We start from the raw sequence: 18687 nt of genomic DNA, 5'->3' as shown, positions 1-18687 counted from the left end.
CGTTATCAATTGTGGAATCTGGGGCCACAGCTTCAAGAGTTGTATCGAGTTTGTTCTCAGTAAGATGCAATCACAGACAGTCACGTGGCTCGCCTCGCAGTACAGCCGCCGCATCGGCACGGCGCTGGCGATCACGTTGGGAGTGACGGTCGGTTTCGGTGCGGTCTTTGCCGCCCACGTCGCCACTTCGCCGGAGGCCGGACTCGCCGGGCTCGCGGGGACGATCTTCGTCGTCACGCTCAACCTCGGCCTGCTGGGGATCGTGTTGGCCGGCAACGTCGCGGTCGAGCTCAGACAGCTCACCGACGCGGCCGCCGCGATCGAGGACGGCGACCTCGACGCCACTCCCGAGGTCGATCGAGCCGACGAGTTCGGCCGGCTCGCCGACGCGTTCGACAGCATGCGCGACTCGCTCACGTCGGCCTTCGAAGAGTCGGAGACCTCTCGCAAAGAGGCCGAACAGGCGAAGTCGGAGGCCGAAGCGGCCCGCGCCGAGGCCGAGGAATTCAACGACCGGCTGGTCGACCAGGCCGAGACGATCGGCGACGCGATGGCGGCCGCCGCCGACGGCGACTTCACCCATCGGCTGGCGACCGACAGCGAGGTCGACGCGATCGAGCGGATCGCCGACGCCTACGAGTCGATGACCGTCGACCTCTCGGATACTGTCGGCGAGATTCGAGCCTTCGCGACGACGGTCGAACAGACAAGCGGGGCCGTCGCCGAGGACGCCGCCGAGGTCGAGCGCCTCAACGAGTCGCTGGCGGCCGACATCCGCGAACTCGCCAGTGACGTGTCCGGACAGGCCGAACGCCTCCAGAGCGCGGTCGCCGAGACGAACGACCTCTCGGCGACGATCGAGGAAGTCGCTTCGACGACCGACGAGGTCGCGGGGCGGGCGACCGAAGCCGCCGAGGTCGGGGAGGTCGGCGCAGAGCGCACCGAGGAGGCAGTCGAGACGATCGAACGCGTCGCCGACGCCGTCGACGAACTCGACCGGCTCGTCGCCGCCCTCGACGACCGGATGGACGAGGTCGCGGAGACGACGGGACTCATCGACGAGATCGCCCAGCAGACCGATATGCTCGCGCTCAACGCCAACATCGAGGCCTCTCACGCCGGGAGCGGTGGCGACGGGTTCGCCGTCGTCGCCGACGAAGTGAAGGGGCTGGCCGAGCAGACCCAGGACGCCATCGACGAGATCGAGTCGATCGTCGACGGTGCCCGCGACGACGTGGACGACGTGACCGAGGAGATGTCGCTGACGCGCCGCCGGATCGACGACGGGGTCGAGACGGTGACCGAAGCCGGAGAGACGCTGGACACGCTGACCGAGACCGTCGACGACGTGGACGACGCGATGGCGGAGATCGCCCGCGCGACCGACGACGGTGCGGCCGCCACCGAGGAGGTCTCGGCAGCGCTCGACCAGGTCGCCGAGTCCGCCCAGCAGGTGGCGACTCGCTCGAACGAGCTGGCCGACACGGCCGAGCAGACGGCGTCGACGATGCGTGGCGTTCGCGAGCGCGCCGACGAACTGAGCGACCAGACGGCCGACCTGATGGCGCTGCTGGATTCGTTCGAGACCAGAGACACAGACCACACCGGAGCAGTCCAGACCGCAGGCGCAACGGCGGGTGACGACGATGATTGAGGCGACGACCGTCCACGGTCTCACCGCCGTGGTCTACGCAGTCGCGCTCGTCGTCCTGTGGGGGTGGCTCCGCCAGGTCTCACCGGAACACCGGCGGTTCTGTACCCCAATCGTGCTGGTCGTCGGGCTCGCCGGAGTGGCGTCGGCGGTCGTCGCTGCCGGCGTCGGGACGATCACGGTCAACGGCAGCGAAGTCGTCGTCCCGCTGTTCGTCGAATCGATGATCGCGTACGGGGTGTTGTACGCCGTGATGGCGCGACTGGCCGACGTGGAGGGTCGCGCGCTCGCGGCCATCGTGCTCACGCCGGTCGTCCAGCGCATCGCCTTCGAGGTCGCGGCGATCTCGGGCGGGATCGTCGCCCTGCTCGGTCTGGTGATCGTCGTCGGCGGGCACCTCGCGATCGCCGCCTACCTCCTGGGGCCGGTCTGGACGCAGACACGTGGAGTGCCCGAGCAGCGCCGGCTCCTCCACTGGAAAGCCCGGAACCTGGTGTTGTTCCTCATCGGGATGTTGATCGCCTACGCCGTCATCTCGCTGTTCGGCGTCTTCGACGCCTTCGTCTCGCTGGTGATCCAGCAGTACATGGCCGTCCTCATCCGCGTGGGCTTTGCCGGGTTCTTGCTGGCGAACCTCGACGCGGTCGGATCCACGTCGCTGCGTCCGACGACCGCGTCCGAGACGACCCCGGCCGACTATAGTAGCCATTGAGAATCAATGCACACTCGATCGCACGATGGCAGTGCGATCGGTGTGTAAATCGTTTCAATTGTTACTATAGCACCGCCACCCGACTCGCTCGTGCGCACCGTTCTGTGCCAGACCACTGAGACCCCCGCTCGAAGCCGTAATCGTGCCTTACTCGCGATAATGCTGACCTGTCACGGGGTAATCGAACCGTTCTCGCCCGGCTCGGCTCGCACCGAACTGGCAAGCAACTGCCGAGCGTCCGACCGTCGCTGGGCTGTGGGTGTGACAACCCGGTTACCACCCCGTAAAAATCCCCTTTACCGGTAAGATCACTGTACTCGACTATGCCGGAACCTAACGGCGACCGGAACCGTACCGCACCGACGACACAGACCGACCTGCCCGTCAGCCGACGCCGCTGTCTGGAACTGACTGGCCTCATGCTCATGAGCGGCGTGGGCGTTGGCGCTGCGAGCGCACGCGACTCCGAATCGGCCGCCGAGGCCGACGACGACGTGACCGGCCGCGCGTCCGAACCGGCGGGCGACGGCGACGCGAACGACGCACCGGTCGTCGGCGGCGGCACCGGGTACGAGCACACCGTCGGACCGGAGCAGGCAGACGTTACCGTCGGTACCCGGAGCGAACTCCGGGACGCGCTGGGGAGCGCGTCCAGCGGCGACGTGGTGTACGTCGCTGGCGACGCGACCATCGACATGGGCGGTGCGGAGTGGTCGGTCCCCGAGGGCGTCACGCTGGCCTCGGACCGCGGGATCGACGGCGCACCCGGCGGCCACCTCCAGACGACCGATCTCCCGTGGCCGATGTTCGTCGTCCGCGCGAACGCCCGCGTGACGGGACTGCGCGTCAGCGGCCAGTACGACGAGTACGTCGACCTTACCGACGGCCCGGTCAGTATCGGCCTGCAGGTCGCCGACAGCGGCGTCGAGATCGACAACAACGAAGTCTTCGGCTTCTCTCACGCGGCCATCCGACCCTTCTCCGACACCCACGTCCACCACAACGACGTCCACCACAATCCGATGGGCGGGCTGGGCTACGGCGTCAGCGTCACCCGTGGCGAGCCCCTGATCGAGTACAACTACTTCAACTACAACCGCCACAGCGTCGCCGGCAGCGGCAACTGCGGCTACACCGCCCGGTACAACCACTTCGGACCGGAGACGGTCGACCACGTCATCGACCAGCACGAGCCCGGCGGGACGACCATGGAGATCCACCACAACACCGTCGAGGCGACCGAGCACGTCCAGAACGGCGGCGAGCCCGAAGCCGTCGCCATCCGGGGCACGCCCGACGGCGTGGCCTCGATTCACCACAACTGGTTCTACAACGCCGACGAACCGAAGTCGACTCCCGCCGACTGGGACGGCAGCGCGATCACGCAGGTCAACACCGGCGACTGGGCGAACGTCGAGTACGAGGCCAACCACTACGGCAGCGACGAACCGGCCGACGACGTCGGCTGCCCGCGGTAGGACGCTCCGACCGAGCGGACCCGTTGGACGGTCTCCAATTCCTCGGTGACGGCTCACCCCCGTCGTCGCCACTCGGGATGGCTCCTTTTAACCCCCGACGGCCACACCCACAGCGTATGAGTTCGGAGACGGAATCGACACCACCGCCGAACAACCGCTACGTCGAGGACCCGCCAACCGAGTTCGAACCGGTCGACGCCCTCTCCGACGACGAGGCCCGCGAGCAGGCCGAGCGGCTCCGCGAGGCGATCCGGTACCACGACCACCGCTACTACGTGCTGGCCGATCCGGTGATCGGGGACCGGGCCTACGACGCGCTGTTCGCCCGCCTCGAAGCCCTCGAAGACGCGTTCACCCTCGACCGCGCGGACAGTCCCACCCAGCGCGTCGGGGGCGAACCGCTGGACGAACTCCAGTCAGTCGAGCACGTCGCGCCGATGGGCTCGATCGACCAGGGCGGCGAGGCCAGCGAGGTCAGAGAGTTCGACCGCCGGGTCCGGAATCGCCTGGCCGACACGGACTACGACGGCGAAGTCGACTACTTCTGTGAGCCGAAGTTCGACGGGCTCTCCGTCGAGATCGTCTACGAGGACGGGCAGTTCCGGCGGGCCGCCACCCGCGGGGACGGCGCGGTCGGCGAGGACGTGACCGAGAACGTCCGCACGATCGCCAGCGTGCCCCAGCGCCTGCGCGGTGACTTCCCCGACTTCCTCGCCGTGCGGGGCGAGGTGTACATGCCCCGGGACGCCTTCACGGCCTACAACAGCGAGCGCATCGAGCGCGGCGAGGACCCCTTCGCGAACCCCCGCAACGCCGCGGCCGGGACGTTGCGACAGCTCGATCCGTCGATCACGGCCGAGCGACCGCTCTCGATTTTCTTCTTCGGCGTCCTCGACTCGTCGGTCGAGTTCGACTCCCACGGCGCGCTCCACGAGCGATTTCCGGAGTGTGGACTGCGCGTCTGTGACCGGACGACTGTCGTCGACGACATCGACGCCGCCATCGACTACCGGGACCGGCAACTCGACGCGCGAGACGATCTGGACTACGAGATCGACGGCGTCGTGATCAAGGTCGACGACCGCCGGGCCTGTGAGTTGCTGGGGTCGACCAGCCGCGCCCCGCGGTGGGCCTTCGCCTACAAGTTCCCCGCTCGCAAGGAACGGACGACGCTGCGCGACATCGCCGTCCAGGTCGGCCGGACCGGTCGGCTGACGCCGGTCGCGCTGCTCGATCCCGTCGAGGTCGGCGGCGTCACCGTCTCGCGAGCGTCGCTGCACAACCCCGCACAGATCGAGGAACTGGGCGTCAACGCCGGTGACGCGGTCCGGATCAAGCGAGCCGGCGACGTGATCCCGGACGTGGTCGAAGTCGTCGAGTCGAGCGGCGAAGCGACGTTTTCGTTCCCCGACCGCTGTCCGGTCTGTGAGAGCGCGGTCGAGCGCGACGGGCCGATGGCCTTCTGTACCGGCGGACTCGCCTGTCCCGCCCAGCGCGAGCGCGCGATCGAACACTACGCGAGCCGCGACGCGCTGGACATCGAAGGCCTCGGCGAGAAGGCCGTCGCGAAGCTCCTGAACGCGGGGCTCGTCGAGAGCCCGGCGGACCTCTACGATCTGACCGGCGACGAACTGGCCGCCCTTTCGGGGTGGGGCCAGCGCAGCGCCGAGACTCTCGTCGCGGAGGTCGACGCGAGCCGCGAGCCGCCGCTGGCGAACTTCCTCGTCGCGCTCGGGATCCACGATGTGGGGACGGTCACGGCCCGGAATCTCGCCCGCGAGTTCGAGAGCTTCGAGGCGATCCGCGAGGCCGGCGTGGCCGGCGACACGGACGCGTTCGAGGCCGTCGACGACGTGGGGCCGATCGTCGCAGAGAGCATCTGCGAGTTCTTCCGCGGCGAGCGCAACGAGGCGGTGCTCGACGACTTGCTCGACCACGTCGATCCCCAGCCGGCCGACACGGAGACCGGCGACGCGCTCGACGGGCTGACGTTCGTGTTCACGGGCTCGCTGGCGGGATACACCCGCAGCGAGGCACAGGACCTCGTCGAGGCCCACGGCGGCTCTGCGACAAGCAGCGTCTCGGGCAACACCGACTATCTCGTCGTCGGCGACAACCCCGGACAGTCCAAGCGCGACGACGCCGAGGCGGAAGGCGTCGAGACGATCGATCAAGAATCGTTCGAGGAGTTGCTCGCCGACCGCGGGATCGAGAACTGATACGGACGGTTGTAGGCGTTTACCCAGTCGACCGCACGACGGCGTGCGGTCGATCTGGTAAAGACCTACAACTTTCCGTATGAGAACGCGGTCCCGAGACGGCTACAGGTCCGCTTCTTCGAACCGGAGGATACCGATCAGGATCGGCAGCGTGATCCAGACGAGCAGCATCGCCATCGCGCCCAGCTGGAGCCGGACGTCCGGCAGTCCCTGGGGGACCTCGGAGGCGAACAGCACGTCGTTCATCAGCGCCTGTCGGAGGATGTGGAAGTCGCCGGTCGGGCTGAGCATCCGGAATACGCGCAGCGTCTCCTGGACGGTCAGTGGCATCCAGCTGGGCCACTTGCCGCTGAGTGCGAGGACGATGACGAACGACGCGGTGTTGATCGCCCGCCAGAGGATGTTGAACAGGAAGTAGAAGCCGAAGACGGCCAGCAGCACGCGGAAGCGGGACTCGAAGGTCGCCGACATCCCCGTGGCCACCGAGACGAACGCGACGCCGAACAGCGTCGCAAACAGGAGGTAGCCGAAGTACTTCGCGGCCTCGAACTCGACGCCGACGACCAGGAGTGCCACGGCGGGCACGACCATACCCAGCACGAGCGGGACGACGAACGCGGCCGTCCGGCCCAGCACCTTCCCCAGGATCACGTCCGTCCGAGAGTGGGGGAGCGATAGCAGGATCTTCAGTGACCCGGAGTCTCGTTCGTTGACGATCGCCCCGAACGAGATTGCGATCGCGATCAGCGGGACGACGTACTGGAACAGTATGTGGAGAACGTTGAGGATGTCCGTGGAGGTGGGGTTCGACTGGACCCACCCGAGCACCGCCGCCGCCAGCGAGACCAGCGCGATGAACCCGATCGTCAGGCCCCAGAGGAGGTAGGATCGCGAGGCGTCCCGAAAGTCCTTGCGCGCGACGGCCTGCCAGCTCATGCTTCGGCCTCCTGGCGCTCGGTGTAAGAGCTGAACACGTCGTCGAGCGACGCCTCCTCGGTCTCGAAGTCCTCGACGCTGACTTCGGCGTCTTCCAGCGCGTTCAGGACCGCCATCTTCTGGTCGCCCTCGCAGGTGACCGTGATGGTGTCACTGTCCGCGCGCACGTCGGAGACGGCGTCCAGTGCCCGGACGGCAGCCACCCCGTCGTCGATCTGGCTGGCGGTCCCGCCGACGGTGACCGTCAGCGTGAGGCCGGTGTCGTAGGCCTCGCGCAGCCCCTCGATAGTGTCTTTGGCGACCAGTTCGCCCTCTCTGAGGATCCCGACGGTGTCACAGACGGCCTCGACCTGCCCGAGGATGTGCGAGGAGAAGAAGACGGTCGCGCCGCGTTTGTTCTCCTCGCGGACGATCTCTTGCATCATCCGCGCGCCGTTGGGGTCGAGCCCGGTCGAGGGCTCGTCGAGGATCAGCAGATCGGGCTCGCCGACCAGCGCCATCGCCAGTACGAGGCGCTGGGCCATCCCCTTGGAGTAGCCCCCCGCCTTGCGCTGTGCGTCCTCCTCGCTGAGTCCGACACGATCCAGCAGGGCGTGTGGGTCGTCGTCGGCGTCCTTGGACTCGATCGCGAACTCCAGGTGCTGGAGGCCGGTAAGCCGATCGTACACGTCGTAGCCCTCCGGGAGGACACCAATCCGTTCGCGGATCCGCGTGGAGTCCTCGTAGGAGTCGTAGCCCAGTACCTCCGCGCGACCCTCCGTGGGCCGGACGAAGTCCAGCAGGATGTTGATGCTCGTCGACTTCCCCGCGCCGTTTGGGCCGAGGAAGCCGAAGATCTCACCCTCTTCGACGGTGAGATCCACCTCCTGTAGCGCGGTCACGCCGTCGAACCGCTTCGTTACTCCGTCCAGTTCTATTGCAGCCATACGCGCCGAATTTACCCCGGTGACGTAAAATCTTCGTGGAACTGACTCGTCACGCCCAGCCGCCGAGGACACGCGGACCCGCTCAGGAACGACGTACTCGGGTAACGTCGGCGTGCCCCTCTCTATCGGCGACCTTTCTCGATTCCCTCGGATCAGATAGAGTCGGTTATCCGACGGTATTTCGGAGCTACGGCCTGAACACGCTCTAACCGTCTCTACGTTTAATACGGGGGCCGGTAGTACGGCCGACTGCGCCGTCGGCTCCCGACGTGGGACACCGGCGCGCCACCGGAGGTACGTCGATGACACACCAGCAACAGCAGCCCATGGCGAGTGACATGTATAGCCAGCCAAACCGCGCGAGCCAGCAGCCAACCACACAGCCGACACAGCAGCAGATCCCACCGCGTTCGACGATGGAACCTGCCGGCGGAGCCGTCCCGCAGGCAGCCCAGCAGGCGAGTCAGCAGCCGGCGGCCGCGCAACTCCCGAACCAACAGCCGATAGCGGGCCAGTCGCCGGCCACACAGGTGCCACCCCAGCGCCCGAACACGCAGGACCCGCCACAGCAGCCGGCCGCCCAGCAAGCCGCACAACAGCCGGCCGCCCAGCAGCCATCAGTTCAGCAGCCGACCGCTCAGCAAGCCGCTCAACAGCCGATCGCCCAGCAACCGGTCGCCCAGCAGCCGGCCGCCCAGCAGGCGTCCGGACAGCAACCGGCCGCTCAGCAAGCCGCTCAACAGCCGATCGCCCAGCAACCGGTCGCCCAGCAGCCATCAGTTCAGCAGCCGTCCGCCCAGCAAGCCGCACAACAGCCGATCGCTCGACAGCCGGCCGCCCAGCAAGCCGCTCAACAGCCGGCCGCCCAGCAGCCCACCCTGGCGGGCCACTATCAGTTCTCGTCTCAGCAACTCCCGACGGACCAGTCCACCGGACAGCACTCCGGCCGCTTCGCCGGGGCCGCTCAGTCGGGCCAGTTCCCGAACCAACTGGAGCCGTCGACCGGCGAGGTGGGTAGTTCCTTTCAGTCCGGAAGCGACCCGATCCAGTCCGATCTCGCCACACAGCCACCGCTCGGCCAGCAAAGCCCCACCGGCGGGGTCCGGTAACGACACGATGTCTCGGCAACCCTCTCAGGCGGTTCCCCGGTGGCGGTCCGTCCAGTCACCACAGCGCGTCGCCCAGGGAACTGTGCCCGACGTGACCGACGCCCGGCAACTCTCACAGGCCGCGACCGGCGCGGCCCAGCAGGGCTGGAGCGCGACGCAGATAGGCGTCCAGCAGCCCGCACAGGCGAGCCAGCAATCCGCCGGTGTGCAGTCCATGCAGGGACAGCAACCGGCACGGGCGGCGGCAACGCCGACCCAGATATCGACACAGCAGCCGCCGGTCGACGTGCTGGAGACGCCAGACGAGCTGCTCGTGCTGGTCGACATGGCGGGGTTCGACGAGGACGACATCCAGCTCGACGTCGACGACGACGTGCTGCGGATCGCCGCCAGCCGCACCCTCTCGATCGACGACGACGAGACGCTGCTCACCCAGGAGCGCCCGACCCGCTTCGAGCGCTACCTCCAGTTACCGGTCGACGCGAACATCGAGGCGGCGAAGGCGAAACACGAAGCCGGCGTCTGTCGGATCACGCTGCCCAAATCCGAGCAGGCACGCGATAACCATCACCGCATCGGCTTCCAGTAGCCGAGCGGCCCGCAAACACGCTGTGACACTGCCGGCTGTAATCTGTGAAGAATATTGCGACCCCGTGGTCGCAAATATCTCGAAACAGTGACGGCCGGCAGTATAAGCCGTTCTTACCGGTGACGGGCGTCCCGTCGCCGGGATTCGTTCGTGTTCGCGCATCGGGCGAAATCCTTTTCTAACCCACCGAGTAAGCCGTGTGTAAGAGCGCCGTGCGTGAACCGGTCGCACACGGACACTGTCGAACCATGTCACAGCACTATCGCGTCGTGTCCGAAGTCAGAACGGACGGAGAGCAGGTCGACATTCCCGACGAGGCCAGCAACGTCAGCGTCGAGCCGCTGGCGACGGCGGGCCACGTCCGGGTCACCTATCTCAAACCGACACAGCGGATCGCCGTCGACGGCGGCGACGAGACCGAGCCGCGCCGATACATCGATTGACGCTGCCGGTCCCGCTCGAACTGCCCGCTATATTTCGTCGTCGGGCCCAAACTGCTCTCGGACGCGCTCGACCTCGCGGGCGTACCGCTCGCGGTCGTCGCTGTCTTCGACGGGCTCTAGGTCCTCGACCGGGACCTCCGTGGCCGCGGTCGGTGGCTGCTGGCGCAACATCGTCGTCGAGCGCTGACTCGTCTGTGCGCGCTCGCCGTCCGGCGTCGCGTACACCAGCGTCACGAGGTTCTTGTCCCAGTAGTCCCGTTCGACGAGCCAGCACCGCACGGTCTCGGTCATGACGCTCCCTTCGCCGCCGACGGTTTAGGGCCTGTGGGTCCGGCGGCCTCATACAGTTGTAGGTCTTTACCAGATCGACCGCACGCCGTCGTGCGGTCGACTAGGTAAACGCCTACAACCGTCCGTATCACAGGACGCCGACGTTGAACGAGGCGATTGTCAGCAGCAGCGCCACGACCGACACGAGGACGCCGCCGAGGATGATGAGCCGGTACTGCACCTCCCGGCGCGAGGGGAGTTCCTGCAGTCGCTTCGAGATGTGGTCGTCGGCGACTTTGAACGCTTTCACGCTCTCTCTTTCGGGAACTGGTGTAGCTTCTCCGAGGGAACCTTCCCCGCTGGCGTGGCCGCCGTTCTCGATTCTGGTACTCCCGCCAGCAGATTCATATCGGGGGCTCGCAAACGGCCGACAATGACCGGCTGGCTCGACCGGGCCGACGAACTCCTGTACGACGGGGAAGAGTCCGTCGAGCGGGTCCGGATCGGTGAGGGGGGCGTCGTGGTCACGTCCCACCGCGTGCTGGTGTTTACGCCCGGCGGTGAAGGCGCGAACTTCCGGGACGTGGACCGACCGAACGTCGTCGGCGTCGCCGCCGAGACCAGCGGCGAGTGGGCCTTCCTCCAGCGGGCGATCAAGGCCCTCGTCGTGGGTGGCGTGTTGCTGGTCGCCGGCCAGACGGTGAGCCTCGACTCGATGGTCGAGGGCATCGAGATCGGGGCCAGCGCGGGACAGGTCGGGATGGGGGGCATGCTGGGACTGCTCCAGACGTTCCTCTCGCTGATGGCCCAGCTAGACGAGTTGCTGACGCTTTTCGGTGCGCTGGCACTGCTGTTCGGAGCGGTCGTACTGGGCGTCTACGCCTGGTCGCGCGAGGCCGAACTCGTCGTCTCCGTGGCCGGCGACGAGGGGGACCTGCGGCTGCCAGCGCCGGAAGACACCGCCGAGGTCGCCGCGCGACTGGAGTCCGTGATCCTCCCGCGCGAGTCGTGATCCACGCCGGGCGTCACCGAGCGTCCGTCTCGGGGCTGCGCTGGACGACGAGGACCGGGGCGAGGAACCGCTCGGCGACCTGGTCGGTCGGCATCCCGAACACGAACGCCGGGAGCGACGGGTCGGACTCGACCATGACGACGGCGTCGAACTCGGCGGCCGTCTCGACGAGCGCGTCCAGTGGCGACGCGTCGCGGTCGACCGCCGTTTCGAGGCGCGACGGCTCGACGCCCTGCTCTGCCAGCCGGTCGGAGAGTCCGTCCAGCAGCGTCTGGCCGTCCTCGTCGGTCTCCCCGTCGGCGTTCGCACCGCTCGCCTCGTCTCCGCAACCAGACTCGCACATACGTGGAGTGGTTCCCAGATGGCTGATAAATCTGGTCCCGGTGCGTGACGTTCAAAGCCGCCCAGTGCCAACGACACCGCGATGGACGCGACCGGGGTCCGCGAGGCCGCCGACGCCCTCCCCCGAGAGCCCGGCGTCTACCACTTCGTCGCCGACCGCGTGCTGTACGTCGGCAAGGCCGTCGACCTGCGCGACCGGGTCCGCTCCTACGCCGACCCGCGGTCCGCGCGGATCGCACAGATGGTCGAGCGCGCCGAGTCGATCGAGTTCAGCGTCACCGACACGGAGACGCAGGCGCTCTTGCTGGAGGCGAACCTGATCAAACGTCACCAGCCGCCGTACAACGTCCGGCTCAAGGACGACAAGTCGTATCCGCTCGTCCAGCTCACCGACCACCCGGTGCCCCGGATCGAGGTCACCCGCGACCCAGAGGAGGGCGCGACCGTCTACGGCCCGTTCACCGACAAAGGCCGGGTCGAGACCGTCGTCAAGGCCCTGCGGGAGACCTACGGCCTGCGGGGGTGTTCCGACCACAAGTACGAGGGGCGCGACCGGCCGTGTCTGGACTACGAGATGGGGCTCTGTACCGCGCCCTGTACCGGCGAGATCGGCCCCGCCGACTACGCCGAAGACGTGGCGAGCGTCGAGCGGTTCTTCGGCGGCGAGACCGGCGTGCTGGCCGATCCGCTCCGCCGGGAGATGGCCGCCGCGTCGGAGGCCCAGGAGTTCGAGCGCGCGGCCAACTGCCGGGACGAGCTCGAAGCCGTCGAGGCGTTCCACGGCGACGCCGACGACGCGGTCCAGACGACCCGCGACGAACGGGCCGTCGACGTGCTGGGGGCCGTCCGTGAGGGCGAACGCGCGACCGTCGCCCGCCTGCACGCCGCCGACGGCCAGCTGATCGATCGCGAGCGCCACGGGCTCGACGCGCCCGACGGCGACGGCGTCGGCGAGGTACTCTCGGCGTTTATCACCCAGTACTACGCCGAGCGCGAGTTTCCGGAGGCGGTGCTGTGCTCGGAACGCCCCGGCGAGGACGTGGTCGAGTGGCTCGCGGGCGAGGGCGTCGACGTGCGCGTGCCGGGTGCGGGCCGAGAGGCGACGCTGGTCGACCTCGCGCTGAAGAACGCCCGCCGTGGCGGGCCGGCACGCGACGACACCGCCGCGCTGGCCGACGCGCTCGCTCTCGACTCGGCCGATCGGATCGAGGGGTTCGACGTGAGCCACGCGCAGGGGCGGGCCGTCGTCGGGTCGAACGTCGCGTTCGTCAACGGCGACGCCGCCAAGCGCGACTACCGCCGCAAGAAGCTCACGGAGCGCAACGACGACTACGCCAACATGCGGGAGCTGGTTCGCTGGCGGGCGAAACGAGCGATCGAGGACCGGGACGACCGCCCCGACCCCGACCTCCTCCTGATCGACGGCGGCGACGGCCAGCTCGGCGCGGCCCGGGACGCGCTGGCCGAGACCGGCTGGGACGTGCCGGCCGTGGCACTCGCCAAGGACGAGGAACTGGTCGTGACTCCCACTGGCACGCACGACTGGGACGACGACCCGAAGCTCCACCTCTGTCAGCGAGTTCGCGACGAGGCCCACCGCTTTGCCGTCCAGTACCACCAGACGGTCCGCGACGAGGTCACGACGGCGCTGGACGACGTGCCCGGCGTCGGTCCCGAGACCCGCAAGCGACTGCTCAGGCGTTTCGGGAGCGTCGACAACGTTCGGGCGGCCTCGACGGAGGAACTGCTGACCGTCGAGGGCGTCGGCGAAGCGACCGCGGCGACGCTCCAGTCGCGACTGTCCTAGGGCTCCCGAGACCGCTACCGTGCCGGCCGTTCGAGTTCGCCGGCCACGTCCAGGTGTAAGGTCCCCTTCACGTAGCCTTCGGTCGTGCCGTCCGGACGCATCCGGAAGACGACGGCGGGCTCGTGGCCCACGTCTGGGCGCTCGCCGAGGATGCGTCGCCAGTCGTCGTCGGGGAACGACGAGCAGTCCACGAACAGCGCGGCGTTGCCGTGGATCGCGATCTGGTCGCGGGTCTTGGCGTCGCCGCTGGCCTTGACCGCGTGGATCGGCGAGTCGATCTTGCGGCGGTTCGTCGGCTGGGGACGGGTCACCTCGACGAGGATGTCGTCGACCTGGAAGTCCAGCGCGTGGCCCGACCCCAGTTCGACCTCGGGTTCGAAGTCGTGACCCGCGTCGGCGAGCAGCTTGGCGGCGTTGAACTCGCCCATCGTCGCCTGCATTCTGGTCAGATCGACGCCGTCGCTGGTCCCGAGCTTGCTCGCCATCGTGTAGCGGTGATCGTCGAGCAGCCCCGTCGAGAGCAGTTCCTCGTAGAAGGACAGCGCCGCCTCGCGGTCGGCGTCGGGGAACCCTCCGGCGTGGTCCCGGAAGAACGCTCGCGTCGATTCCCGGCCGTCCTTCGAGAAGAAGACCGGCAGGAAGAACCAGGCCAGACAGTCGTATTCGGCCAGCCACGGGTCCTCCTGTTCGAGCTGGGCGAGCAGTTCGCGTTTCCCCCAGCGGGCGACGCCGTGTGGCGCTTCCTCGAAGCTACACTTGTTCGTGCGCCACAGCGTCTTCGGCGTCTCGGTGTTGCCCAGCCAGTAGGCGTCGTCGTCTGACCAGCAAAACAGCGCGAGGTCGCCGTTGTCCATCGCAATGCGGCGCGCTTCGTAGCCGTCGGGCGGGCGGTACCACGGATCGGCCGTGGTCGCGCCGAACTTCGCGTCGAGCGGCTGATAGAGGGCGTCGTGTACTCGTCCCGCGTTCCAGCGTTCGGACGAGCGTCGGAATCGAATCGGGCCTGCCACGAATCACCGTACGCGCCCAGCCCGTTTGAGGGTTCTGCATGGGCGAAACTGTCAGTCGCATTTCAGCAGACCGTTACATTGATAACTACTACCACATTACATTGAGTGTGGTAAGCAATGTCGATGGGCGCATATGACGAAGACGAACACGAACGCCGCGAGCGCAAGAACAGCGACGTCGATCTGAGCGACGACGACGACCGGACAGCGTACCACGGCGAAGTCGAGTACGACTCCAGCGATTCGACCGAAGAACTGCTCGACCAGTTCGAGCAGATCAAATCCTCGTAGCTACGCCGTCGTCTGTCGACCGAGCAGGAACACCGACAGTGACATCACGACCGTCACCGCGACGACGTGTGCCACGACGGCCGCGAGCAGCACCCGAAACTCCAGGACGAACGGGACCAACACGAGCTGGAGCAGTCCGAACCCGAGGATCTCCAGATCCGCCCGGCGCAACACGGCGGCGGTCTCCGGGTCGAACCGGTAGCGAGCCGACCGCCACAGCGACGTGATCGCGGCCCACCAGCCGGTGCCGATCCGATAACACACGTCCCACAGCACCAGCAACATCAGGTAGACGACCAGTATCGGCTGGTCGGGGCCGAACAGCCGCCCGACCAGCGTCTCCCCGCCCTGCTGGGGATCGAAGACGAACAGGTGGGTCACCAGCGCGATGTAGGCGAGCACCGAGAGGACGACCTCGACGTTCGAGCTAAAGAGGAGATCGCGGTAGTCGCCGGGCACGTCGATCCGACGGACCAGCGTCCCGATCCGCAGCATCTCGACGCTGCCGATCGCGGCGACGACGACCGCGGCCGTGCCGGCGACCGCGGCCGCCCAGAGGTCGTAGTACGCCGCCAGGACGAGCACGCCGAGTTCGAACACCAGCAACTGGATGGCGACGGCCGCCCACGCCGGCAGGCTGATCCCCGGTAGCGCCCCGACGATGCTCTCGTAGACCCACGTCTCTCCGTACCGGAGCGGTCGCCGGTCCTGGCTCACCGGGACCGGACCTCCGCCGGGAGCCGCTCGACGGCCAGGCGGGCCTCGCGCTTGCCAAGCGCCCGCTCGACCGCGGTCTCGAACGGCGTCAGCTCGACGGGCAGCAGTTCGCGGATCGGCTCGTCGTTGGCGACGACGGGATTTTTCAGCCCCTCGATCAGCGGCCGTGCGACGCTGGTGGGCACGTCGGTGACGAAGCCGATCCAGTACGAAGACAGCCGCGGCGAGAGGACGGGGATCGGGATGATGTAGGGCTCGCCGGTGCCCATCACCTTGCCGGTCCGTTTGAGGATCTCCGCGTAGGACATGACCTCCGGCCCGCCGATGTCGTAGGTCTCGCCCGCGGTCTCGGGCACGTCCAACAGGCCGACGAGGTAGGCGATCACGTCGTCGATGGCGATGGGGTGACTGGGCGTCTCGACCCACTGTGGCGTCGTCATCACCGGCAGCCGGCGGTCCATCTGGCGCACCATCTCGAAGCTCGCCGAGCCGTCGCCGACGATGATCGCCGCCCGCAGCGTCGTCAGGTCGTAGTCGCCGTCTCGCAACAGCCGTTCGACCTCCCGTCGCGATTCGAGGTGAGAAGAGAGTTCCGTCGTCTCCTCTCCCAGCCCGCCGAGGTAGACGACGCGGTCGACGCCCGCCTCGCTGGCGGCCTCGGCGAAGTTCCGCGCCGCGGTCCGGTCGCGCTCCTCGAAGTCCTCGCCGGCCCGCATCGAGTGGACGAGGTAGTACGCGGCGTCGATCCCGTCGAGCGCGTCGTCGAAGCTGTCCGGTTCCAGTAGGTCGCCGACGGCGACCTCGACGTCGTCGGGTCCGTCGTACCCCGTCGGATCCCGGACCAGCGCCCGGACATCGTGGCCCCGCTCCAGCAACGCGGGCACGAGGTTCCCGCCGACGAAGCCGGTCGCACCGGTGACCAGCACGTTCATGGTCCTACTGTGTGCCAGGCTACCGTAACTGTTGGGCCCGACCTCACTCGTCGGGGAAGGGCACGTCGATCCGGCGGCCGTCGTCGGGGACGAAGGCCTCGCCGTCGAAGGCCTCACGGGCGTCGGAGAGGATCGGTGTCGGATTGCCGCCGTAGCGCGTCGAGATGTGGGTGAGCGCGAGCCGTTTCGCGCCCGCCTCCCGTGCGACTTCGCCGGCCTCGCGACCGGTGGCGTGGGCGGTCTTGCGTGCCCGCTCGGCCCAGTCGTCGGCGAAGGTGGCGTCGTGGACCAGCAGGTCCGCCCCGGTGGCAGCCTCGATCACGGCGTCGGTGGGGCGGGTGTCGCCGGTGTAGACCAGCGTCCGGCCGGGCCGGCTCGGACCGACGACTTCCTCGGGCTGGATCGTCCGCCCCTCGTGTTCGACCGGCTCGCCGCGGTGGAGCTTCGAGTACTTCGGGCCGGGCTCGATCCCGAGTTCCTCCTCGGCTTTCTCGCGGTCGAACCGGCCGGGGCGGTCGTCCTCGACGACGGCGTAGCCGACCGACTGACAGCGGTGCTGGGTGCGGATCGCCCGCACCTCGTAGCCGTCGCCGTCGAGCACGGTGTCGCCGGCCGAGACCTGCGTGATCCGGACCGGGAACGAGGGCGTGTCGCCGGTGACCGAGACGAGGTCCTCGATGGTCCCTCGCGTCCCGGCGGGCGCGTGGATCGCCAGGGGCTCCTCGCGGTCGTTGAAGTCGAGCGTCTGGAGGAGTCCAGAGATCCCCAGCACGTGGTCGCCGTGGGTGTGCGTGACGAAGAGGTGGTCGACGGCGAACCCCGTCCCGAAACGCATCATCTGGCGCTGGGTCCCCTCGCCGCAGTCGAACAGGAGCTTGTCGCCGTCTCTGTTGACGAACAGCGCACTGGGGTTGCGCTCCGTCGTCGGCACCGCTCCGCTCGTCCCGAGAAACGTCACGCGCATGCTCTGGTTCTGGGCGAGCGTGGATAAACCCGTGTCGAATTTCGAAGCGCTCCGTGCGTCCGGATCGCAGGAGAAAAGCGCCGCCGGTCAGTCGTCGGCCGGAGCCGTCCCCGTCTCGTCCAAGTCCTCGCCGCCGACCGAGGACCGGAGCTGGTCCATCCCGTCGTCGCGGTCGATGCCGAAGTTGTCCGCGTACAGCTCCTGGACGCGCTCGTACTCGTCGTCGGACAGCGCCGGGGTGGCCGGTGCGCCGGCCCACTCGTCGATGTCGGCGGCGGTCCGGAACGTCGGCGTGACGCTCGCGACTTCGTCGTGGTACAGCAGCCACTGGAGGGCGGCCTGGGCCATCGTGCGCTGACCGTCGGCGTGGTCCGCTGGCGGTTCGTCACCGCTCGCGCCGTCCGCGCGCTCCAGGAACCGAACGCTGTCGACTTTCTCCCACCCGGTCTCGTACCACTCTTCGGGACGGTGGGATCGGTGGTCGCCCTCGCCGAGTTCGGTGTCGGACGTGACCTGCTCGTTGAGCAGCCCCGAGGAGTGGGGCACGCGGGCGATGACGGAGGTGTCGGCGTCCAGCTCTCGGATGGTGTCGAGGAAGTGCTGGCCCGGCACCTGCTCGAACATGTTGAAGACCGTCTGGAGGGCGTCGAACTCGTTTTGCACGGCGGCGTCGCCGTCGGCCAGCCAGCCGATCGAGGGGCCGAGCGCCCAGCCGATCGACTCGACTTTGCCCTCCTCTCGGAGGTCGTCGAGGGTCGCCAGCACGTCCGCGTCGACCTCGTCGGCGTTGGCGTTGTGCAACATGAGCATATCGACGTACTCCATGTCGAGGCGCTCAAGAGAGTTGTCCAGCGCCTCCCGAATCCACTCGCCGTCGATCCGCTTGGGGAGTTCCCCGTGGCCGGCCTGAGGGTTGTTGTAGAAGTCGTAGCCGACCTTCGTCGAGACCGTCACGTCCTCGCGATACTCCGCGAGGGCCTCGCCGATCAGTTCCTCGCTCGCCCCGTGGCCGTACACGTCGCCGGTGTCGAAGTAGGTGACGCCCTGGTCGATGGCGTGGTGAACCATCTCGATGGCCTGGTCGCGGCTGCGGTCGCCCCACCAGTCGGTGCCGACGACCCAGGCCCCGAAACCGATCTCCGAAACTTCGACGCCTGACGTTCCGAGTTCCCGCTCGTTCATGTCTCGACGTTACTGATGCGTGCACTTAGCCCTCTTGGTCCCGGCACACGCGAGGACACCGGCGCTGCCTGCCCGGCCTCATACGGAACGGTGTCGT

At 67.9% G+C, this 18687-nt stretch carries 20 protein-coding genes; 10 read left to right on the top strand and 10 right to left on the bottom strand.

What is annotated here, in order from left to right:
• Positions 1–64: 64 nt before the first annotated feature.
• From HALKA_RS0105445 to ligA, 4 genes are all read left to right on the top strand, one after another.
• Complete coding sequence (locus HALKA_RS0105445; protein ID WP_018257028.1) at positions 65–1654, top strand: methyl-accepting chemotaxis protein; 1590 nt, start codon at positions 65–67, stop codon at positions 1652–1654.
• Positions 1647–2363 (top strand): G protein-coupled receptor family protein, encoded by a 717-nt coding sequence (locus HALKA_RS0105440; protein WP_044956486.1) that lies wholly within the window; start codon positions 1647–1649, stop codon positions 2361–2363. Before HALKA_RS0105445 ends, HALKA_RS0105440 begins: the two co-directional genes overlap by 8 nt.
• 323 nt (positions 2364–2686) lie before the next feature.
• Positions 2687–3841: a hypothetical protein gene (locus HALKA_RS0105435; RefSeq protein ID WP_018257026.1), complete on the top strand. Its 1155-nt coding sequence runs from the start codon at positions 2687–2689 to the stop codon at positions 3839–3841.
• 116 nt (positions 3842–3957) lie between these two features.
• Positions 3958–6060, top strand: a complete 2103-nt coding sequence (gene ligA / locus HALKA_RS0105430; protein WP_018257025.1) for an NAD-dependent DNA ligase LigA — start codon at positions 3958–3960, stop codon at positions 6058–6060.
• A 102-nt stretch (positions 6061–6162) separates the two neighbouring features.
• On the opposite strand, the gene HALKA_RS0105425 is transcribed toward ligA, so the two are convergent.
• A complete protein-coding gene (locus HALKA_RS0105425) occupies positions 6163–6996 on the bottom strand; it encodes an ABC transporter permease (RefSeq protein ID WP_018257024.1) in 834 nt (277 codons plus the stop codon).
• A complete protein-coding gene (locus tag HALKA_RS0105420; protein WP_018257023.1) occupies positions 6993–7922 on the bottom strand; it encodes an ABC transporter ATP-binding protein in 930 nt (309 codons plus the stop codon). Before HALKA_RS0105420 ends, HALKA_RS0105425 begins: the two co-directional genes overlap by 4 nt.
• Positions 7923–8224: 302 nt before the next feature.
• Between HALKA_RS0105420 and HALKA_RS0105415 the strand changes: the two genes are divergently transcribed.
• The 3 genes from HALKA_RS0105415 to HALKA_RS0105405 all read left to right on the top strand — a co-directional run bounded on the left by HALKA_RS0105415 (position 8225) and on the right by HALKA_RS0105405 (position 10063).
• Positions 8225–9031 carry a hypothetical protein gene (locus HALKA_RS0105415; RefSeq protein ID WP_018257022.1) on the top strand — a complete coding sequence of 269 codons (807 nt, stop codon included), beginning with the start codon at positions 8225–8227 and terminating at the stop codon, positions 9029–9031.
• Positions 9032–9038: 7 nt separating this feature from the next.
• A complete protein-coding gene (locus HALKA_RS0105410; RefSeq protein ID WP_026190166.1) occupies positions 9039–9620 on the top strand; it encodes an Hsp20/alpha crystallin family protein in 582 nt (193 codons plus the stop codon).
• A gap of 248 nt (positions 9621–9868) precedes the next feature.
• A complete protein-coding gene (locus HALKA_RS0105405) occupies positions 9869–10063 on the top strand; it encodes a hypothetical protein (protein WP_026190165.1) in 195 nt (64 codons plus the stop codon).
• Between the two features lie 27 nt (positions 10064–10090).
• Here the strand turns inward: HALKA_RS0105405 and HALKA_RS0105400 are convergent, their stop codons facing one another.
• Positions 10091–10354: a DUF7967 family protein gene (locus HALKA_RS0105400; RefSeq protein ID WP_018257019.1), complete on the bottom strand. Its 264-nt coding sequence runs from the start codon at positions 10352–10354 to the stop codon at positions 10091–10093.
• Between the two features lie 127 nt (positions 10355–10481).
• The gene (locus HALKA_RS21310; RefSeq protein ID WP_018257018.1) at positions 10482–10643 is read right to left on the bottom strand and encodes a hypothetical protein; all 162 of its coding nucleotides are present in this window, start codon (positions 10641–10643) and stop codon (positions 10482–10484) included.
• Positions 10644–10766: 123 nt separating this feature from the next.
• Between HALKA_RS21310 and HALKA_RS0105390 the strand changes: the two genes are divergently transcribed.
• Positions 10767–11345 carry a hypothetical protein gene (locus HALKA_RS0105390; RefSeq protein ID WP_018257017.1) on the top strand — a complete coding sequence of 193 codons (579 nt, stop codon included), beginning with the start codon at positions 10767–10769 and terminating at the stop codon, positions 11343–11345.
• A gap of 13 nt (positions 11346–11358) precedes the next feature.
• On the opposite strand, the gene HALKA_RS0105385 is transcribed toward HALKA_RS0105390, so the two are convergent.
• Positions 11359–11688 carry a hypothetical protein gene (locus HALKA_RS0105385; protein WP_018257016.1) on the bottom strand — a complete coding sequence of 110 codons (330 nt, stop codon included), beginning with the start codon at positions 11686–11688 and terminating at the stop codon, positions 11359–11361.
• A gap of 81 nt (positions 11689–11769) precedes the next feature.
• Here HALKA_RS0105385 and HALKA_RS0105380 point away from each other — a divergent pair, with 81 nt between their 5' ends.
• A complete protein-coding gene (locus HALKA_RS0105380) occupies positions 11770–13494 on the top strand; it encodes an excinuclease ABC subunit C (RefSeq protein ID WP_018257015.1) in 1725 nt (574 codons plus the stop codon).
• Between the two features lie 14 nt (positions 13495–13508).
• Here HALKA_RS0105380 and HALKA_RS0105375 read toward each other — a convergent pair whose 3' ends face one another.
• A complete protein-coding gene (locus HALKA_RS0105375; protein ID WP_018257014.1) occupies positions 13509–14504 on the bottom strand; it encodes a DUF5784 family protein in 996 nt (331 codons plus the stop codon).
• Between the two features lie 117 nt (positions 14505–14621).
• Between HALKA_RS0105375 and HALKA_RS21305 the strand changes: the two genes are divergently transcribed.
• On the top strand, positions 14622–14795 hold the full coding sequence (locus HALKA_RS21305) for a DUF5786 family protein (RefSeq protein ID WP_018257013.1): 174 nt from the start codon (positions 14622–14624) through the stop codon (positions 14793–14795).
• Here HALKA_RS21305 and HALKA_RS0105365 read toward each other — a convergent pair whose 3' ends face one another.
• The 4 genes from HALKA_RS0105365 to HALKA_RS0105350 all read right to left on the bottom strand — a co-directional run bounded on the left by HALKA_RS0105365 (position 14796) and on the right by HALKA_RS0105350 (position 18590).
• Positions 14796–15512, bottom strand: coding sequence for a DUF7530 family protein (locus HALKA_RS0105365; RefSeq protein ID WP_018257012.1), 717 nt, complete (start codon positions 15510–15512; stop codon positions 14796–14798). It lies immediately after the preceding gene.
• On the bottom strand, positions 15509–16444 hold the full coding sequence (locus tag HALKA_RS0105360; RefSeq protein WP_018257011.1) for an NAD(P)H-binding protein: 936 nt from the start codon (positions 16442–16444) through the stop codon (positions 15509–15511). Before HALKA_RS0105360 ends, HALKA_RS0105365 begins: the two co-directional genes overlap by 4 nt.
• Positions 16445–16487: 43 nt before the next feature.
• Complete coding sequence (gene rnz, locus HALKA_RS0105355; protein ID WP_018257010.1) at positions 16488–17408, bottom strand: ribonuclease Z; 921 nt, start codon at positions 17406–17408, stop codon at positions 16488–16490.
• 87 nt (positions 17409–17495) lie between these two features.
• Positions 17496–18590, bottom strand: coding sequence for an aldo/keto reductase (locus HALKA_RS0105350; RefSeq protein ID WP_018257009.1), 1095 nt, complete (start codon positions 18588–18590; stop codon positions 17496–17498).
• Between the last annotated feature and the right edge of the window lie 97 nt (positions 18591–18687).

It is taken from the genome of Halomicrobium katesii DSM 19301 (genome assembly GCF_000379085.1).
Lineage (GTDB): Archaea > Halobacteriota > Halobacteria > Halobacteriales > Haloarculaceae > Halomicrobium > Halomicrobium katesii.
This window is presented reverse-complemented; position numbering and strand designations above follow the sequence as displayed.

Coding starts and splice junctions, on each gene's coding strand:
- HALKA_RS0105380 (WP_018257015.1), top strand. CDS start 11,770: ATGGACGCGACCGGGGTCCGCGAGGCCGCCGACGCCCTCCCCCGAGAG.
- HALKA_RS0105385 (WP_018257016.1), bottom strand. CDS start 11,688: ATGTGCGAGTCTGGTTGCGGAGACGAGGCGAGCGGTGCGAACGCCGAC.
- HALKA_RS0105360 (WP_018257011.1), bottom strand. CDS start 16,444: ATGAACGTGCTGGTCACCGGTGCGACCGGCTTCGTCGGCGGGAACCTC.
- HALKA_RS0105390 (WP_018257017.1), top strand. CDS start 10,767: ATGACCGGCTGGCTCGACCGGGCCGACGAACTCCTGTACGACGGGGAA.
- HALKA_RS0105445 (WP_018257028.1), top strand. CDS start 65: ATGCAATCACAGACAGTCACGTGGCTCGCCTCGCAGTACAGCCGCCGC.
- HALKA_RS0105415 (WP_018257022.1), top strand. CDS start 8,225: ATGACACACCAGCAACAGCAGCCCATGGCGAGTGACATGTATAGCCAG.
- HALKA_RS0105420 (WP_018257023.1), bottom strand. CDS start 7,922: ATGGCTGCAATAGAACTGGACGGAGTAACGAAGCGGTTCGACGGCGTG.
- HALKA_RS0105435 (WP_018257026.1), top strand. CDS start 2,687: ATGCCGGAACCTAACGGCGACCGGAACCGTACCGCACCGACGACACAG.
- HALKA_RS0105410 (WP_026190166.1), top strand. CDS start 9,039: ATGTCTCGGCAACCCTCTCAGGCGGTTCCCCGGTGGCGGTCCGTCCAG.
- rnz (WP_018257010.1), bottom strand. CDS start 17,408: ATGCGCGTGACGTTTCTCGGGACGAGCGGAGCGGTGCCGACGACGGAG.
- HALKA_RS0105405 (WP_026190165.1), top strand. CDS start 9,869: ATGTCACAGCACTATCGCGTCGTGTCCGAAGTCAGAACGGACGGAGAG.
- ligA (WP_018257025.1), top strand. CDS start 3,958: ATGAGTTCGGAGACGGAATCGACACCACCGCCGAACAACCGCTACGTC.
- HALKA_RS0105425 (WP_018257024.1), bottom strand. CDS start 6,996: ATGAGCTGGCAGGCCGTCGCGCGCAAGGACTTTCGGGACGCCTCGCGA.
- HALKA_RS21305 (WP_018257013.1), top strand. CDS start 14,622: ATGTCGATGGGCGCATATGACGAAGACGAACACGAACGCCGCGAGCGC.
- HALKA_RS0105400 (WP_018257019.1), bottom strand. CDS start 10,354: ATGACCGAGACCGTGCGGTGCTGGCTCGTCGAACGGGACTACTGGGAC.
- HALKA_RS0105440 (WP_044956486.1), top strand. CDS start 1,647: ATGATTGAGGCGACGACCGTCCACGGTCTCACCGCCGTGGTCTACGCA.
- HALKA_RS0105350 (WP_018257009.1), bottom strand. CDS start 18,590: ATGAACGAGCGGGAACTCGGAACGTCAGGCGTCGAAGTTTCGGAGATC.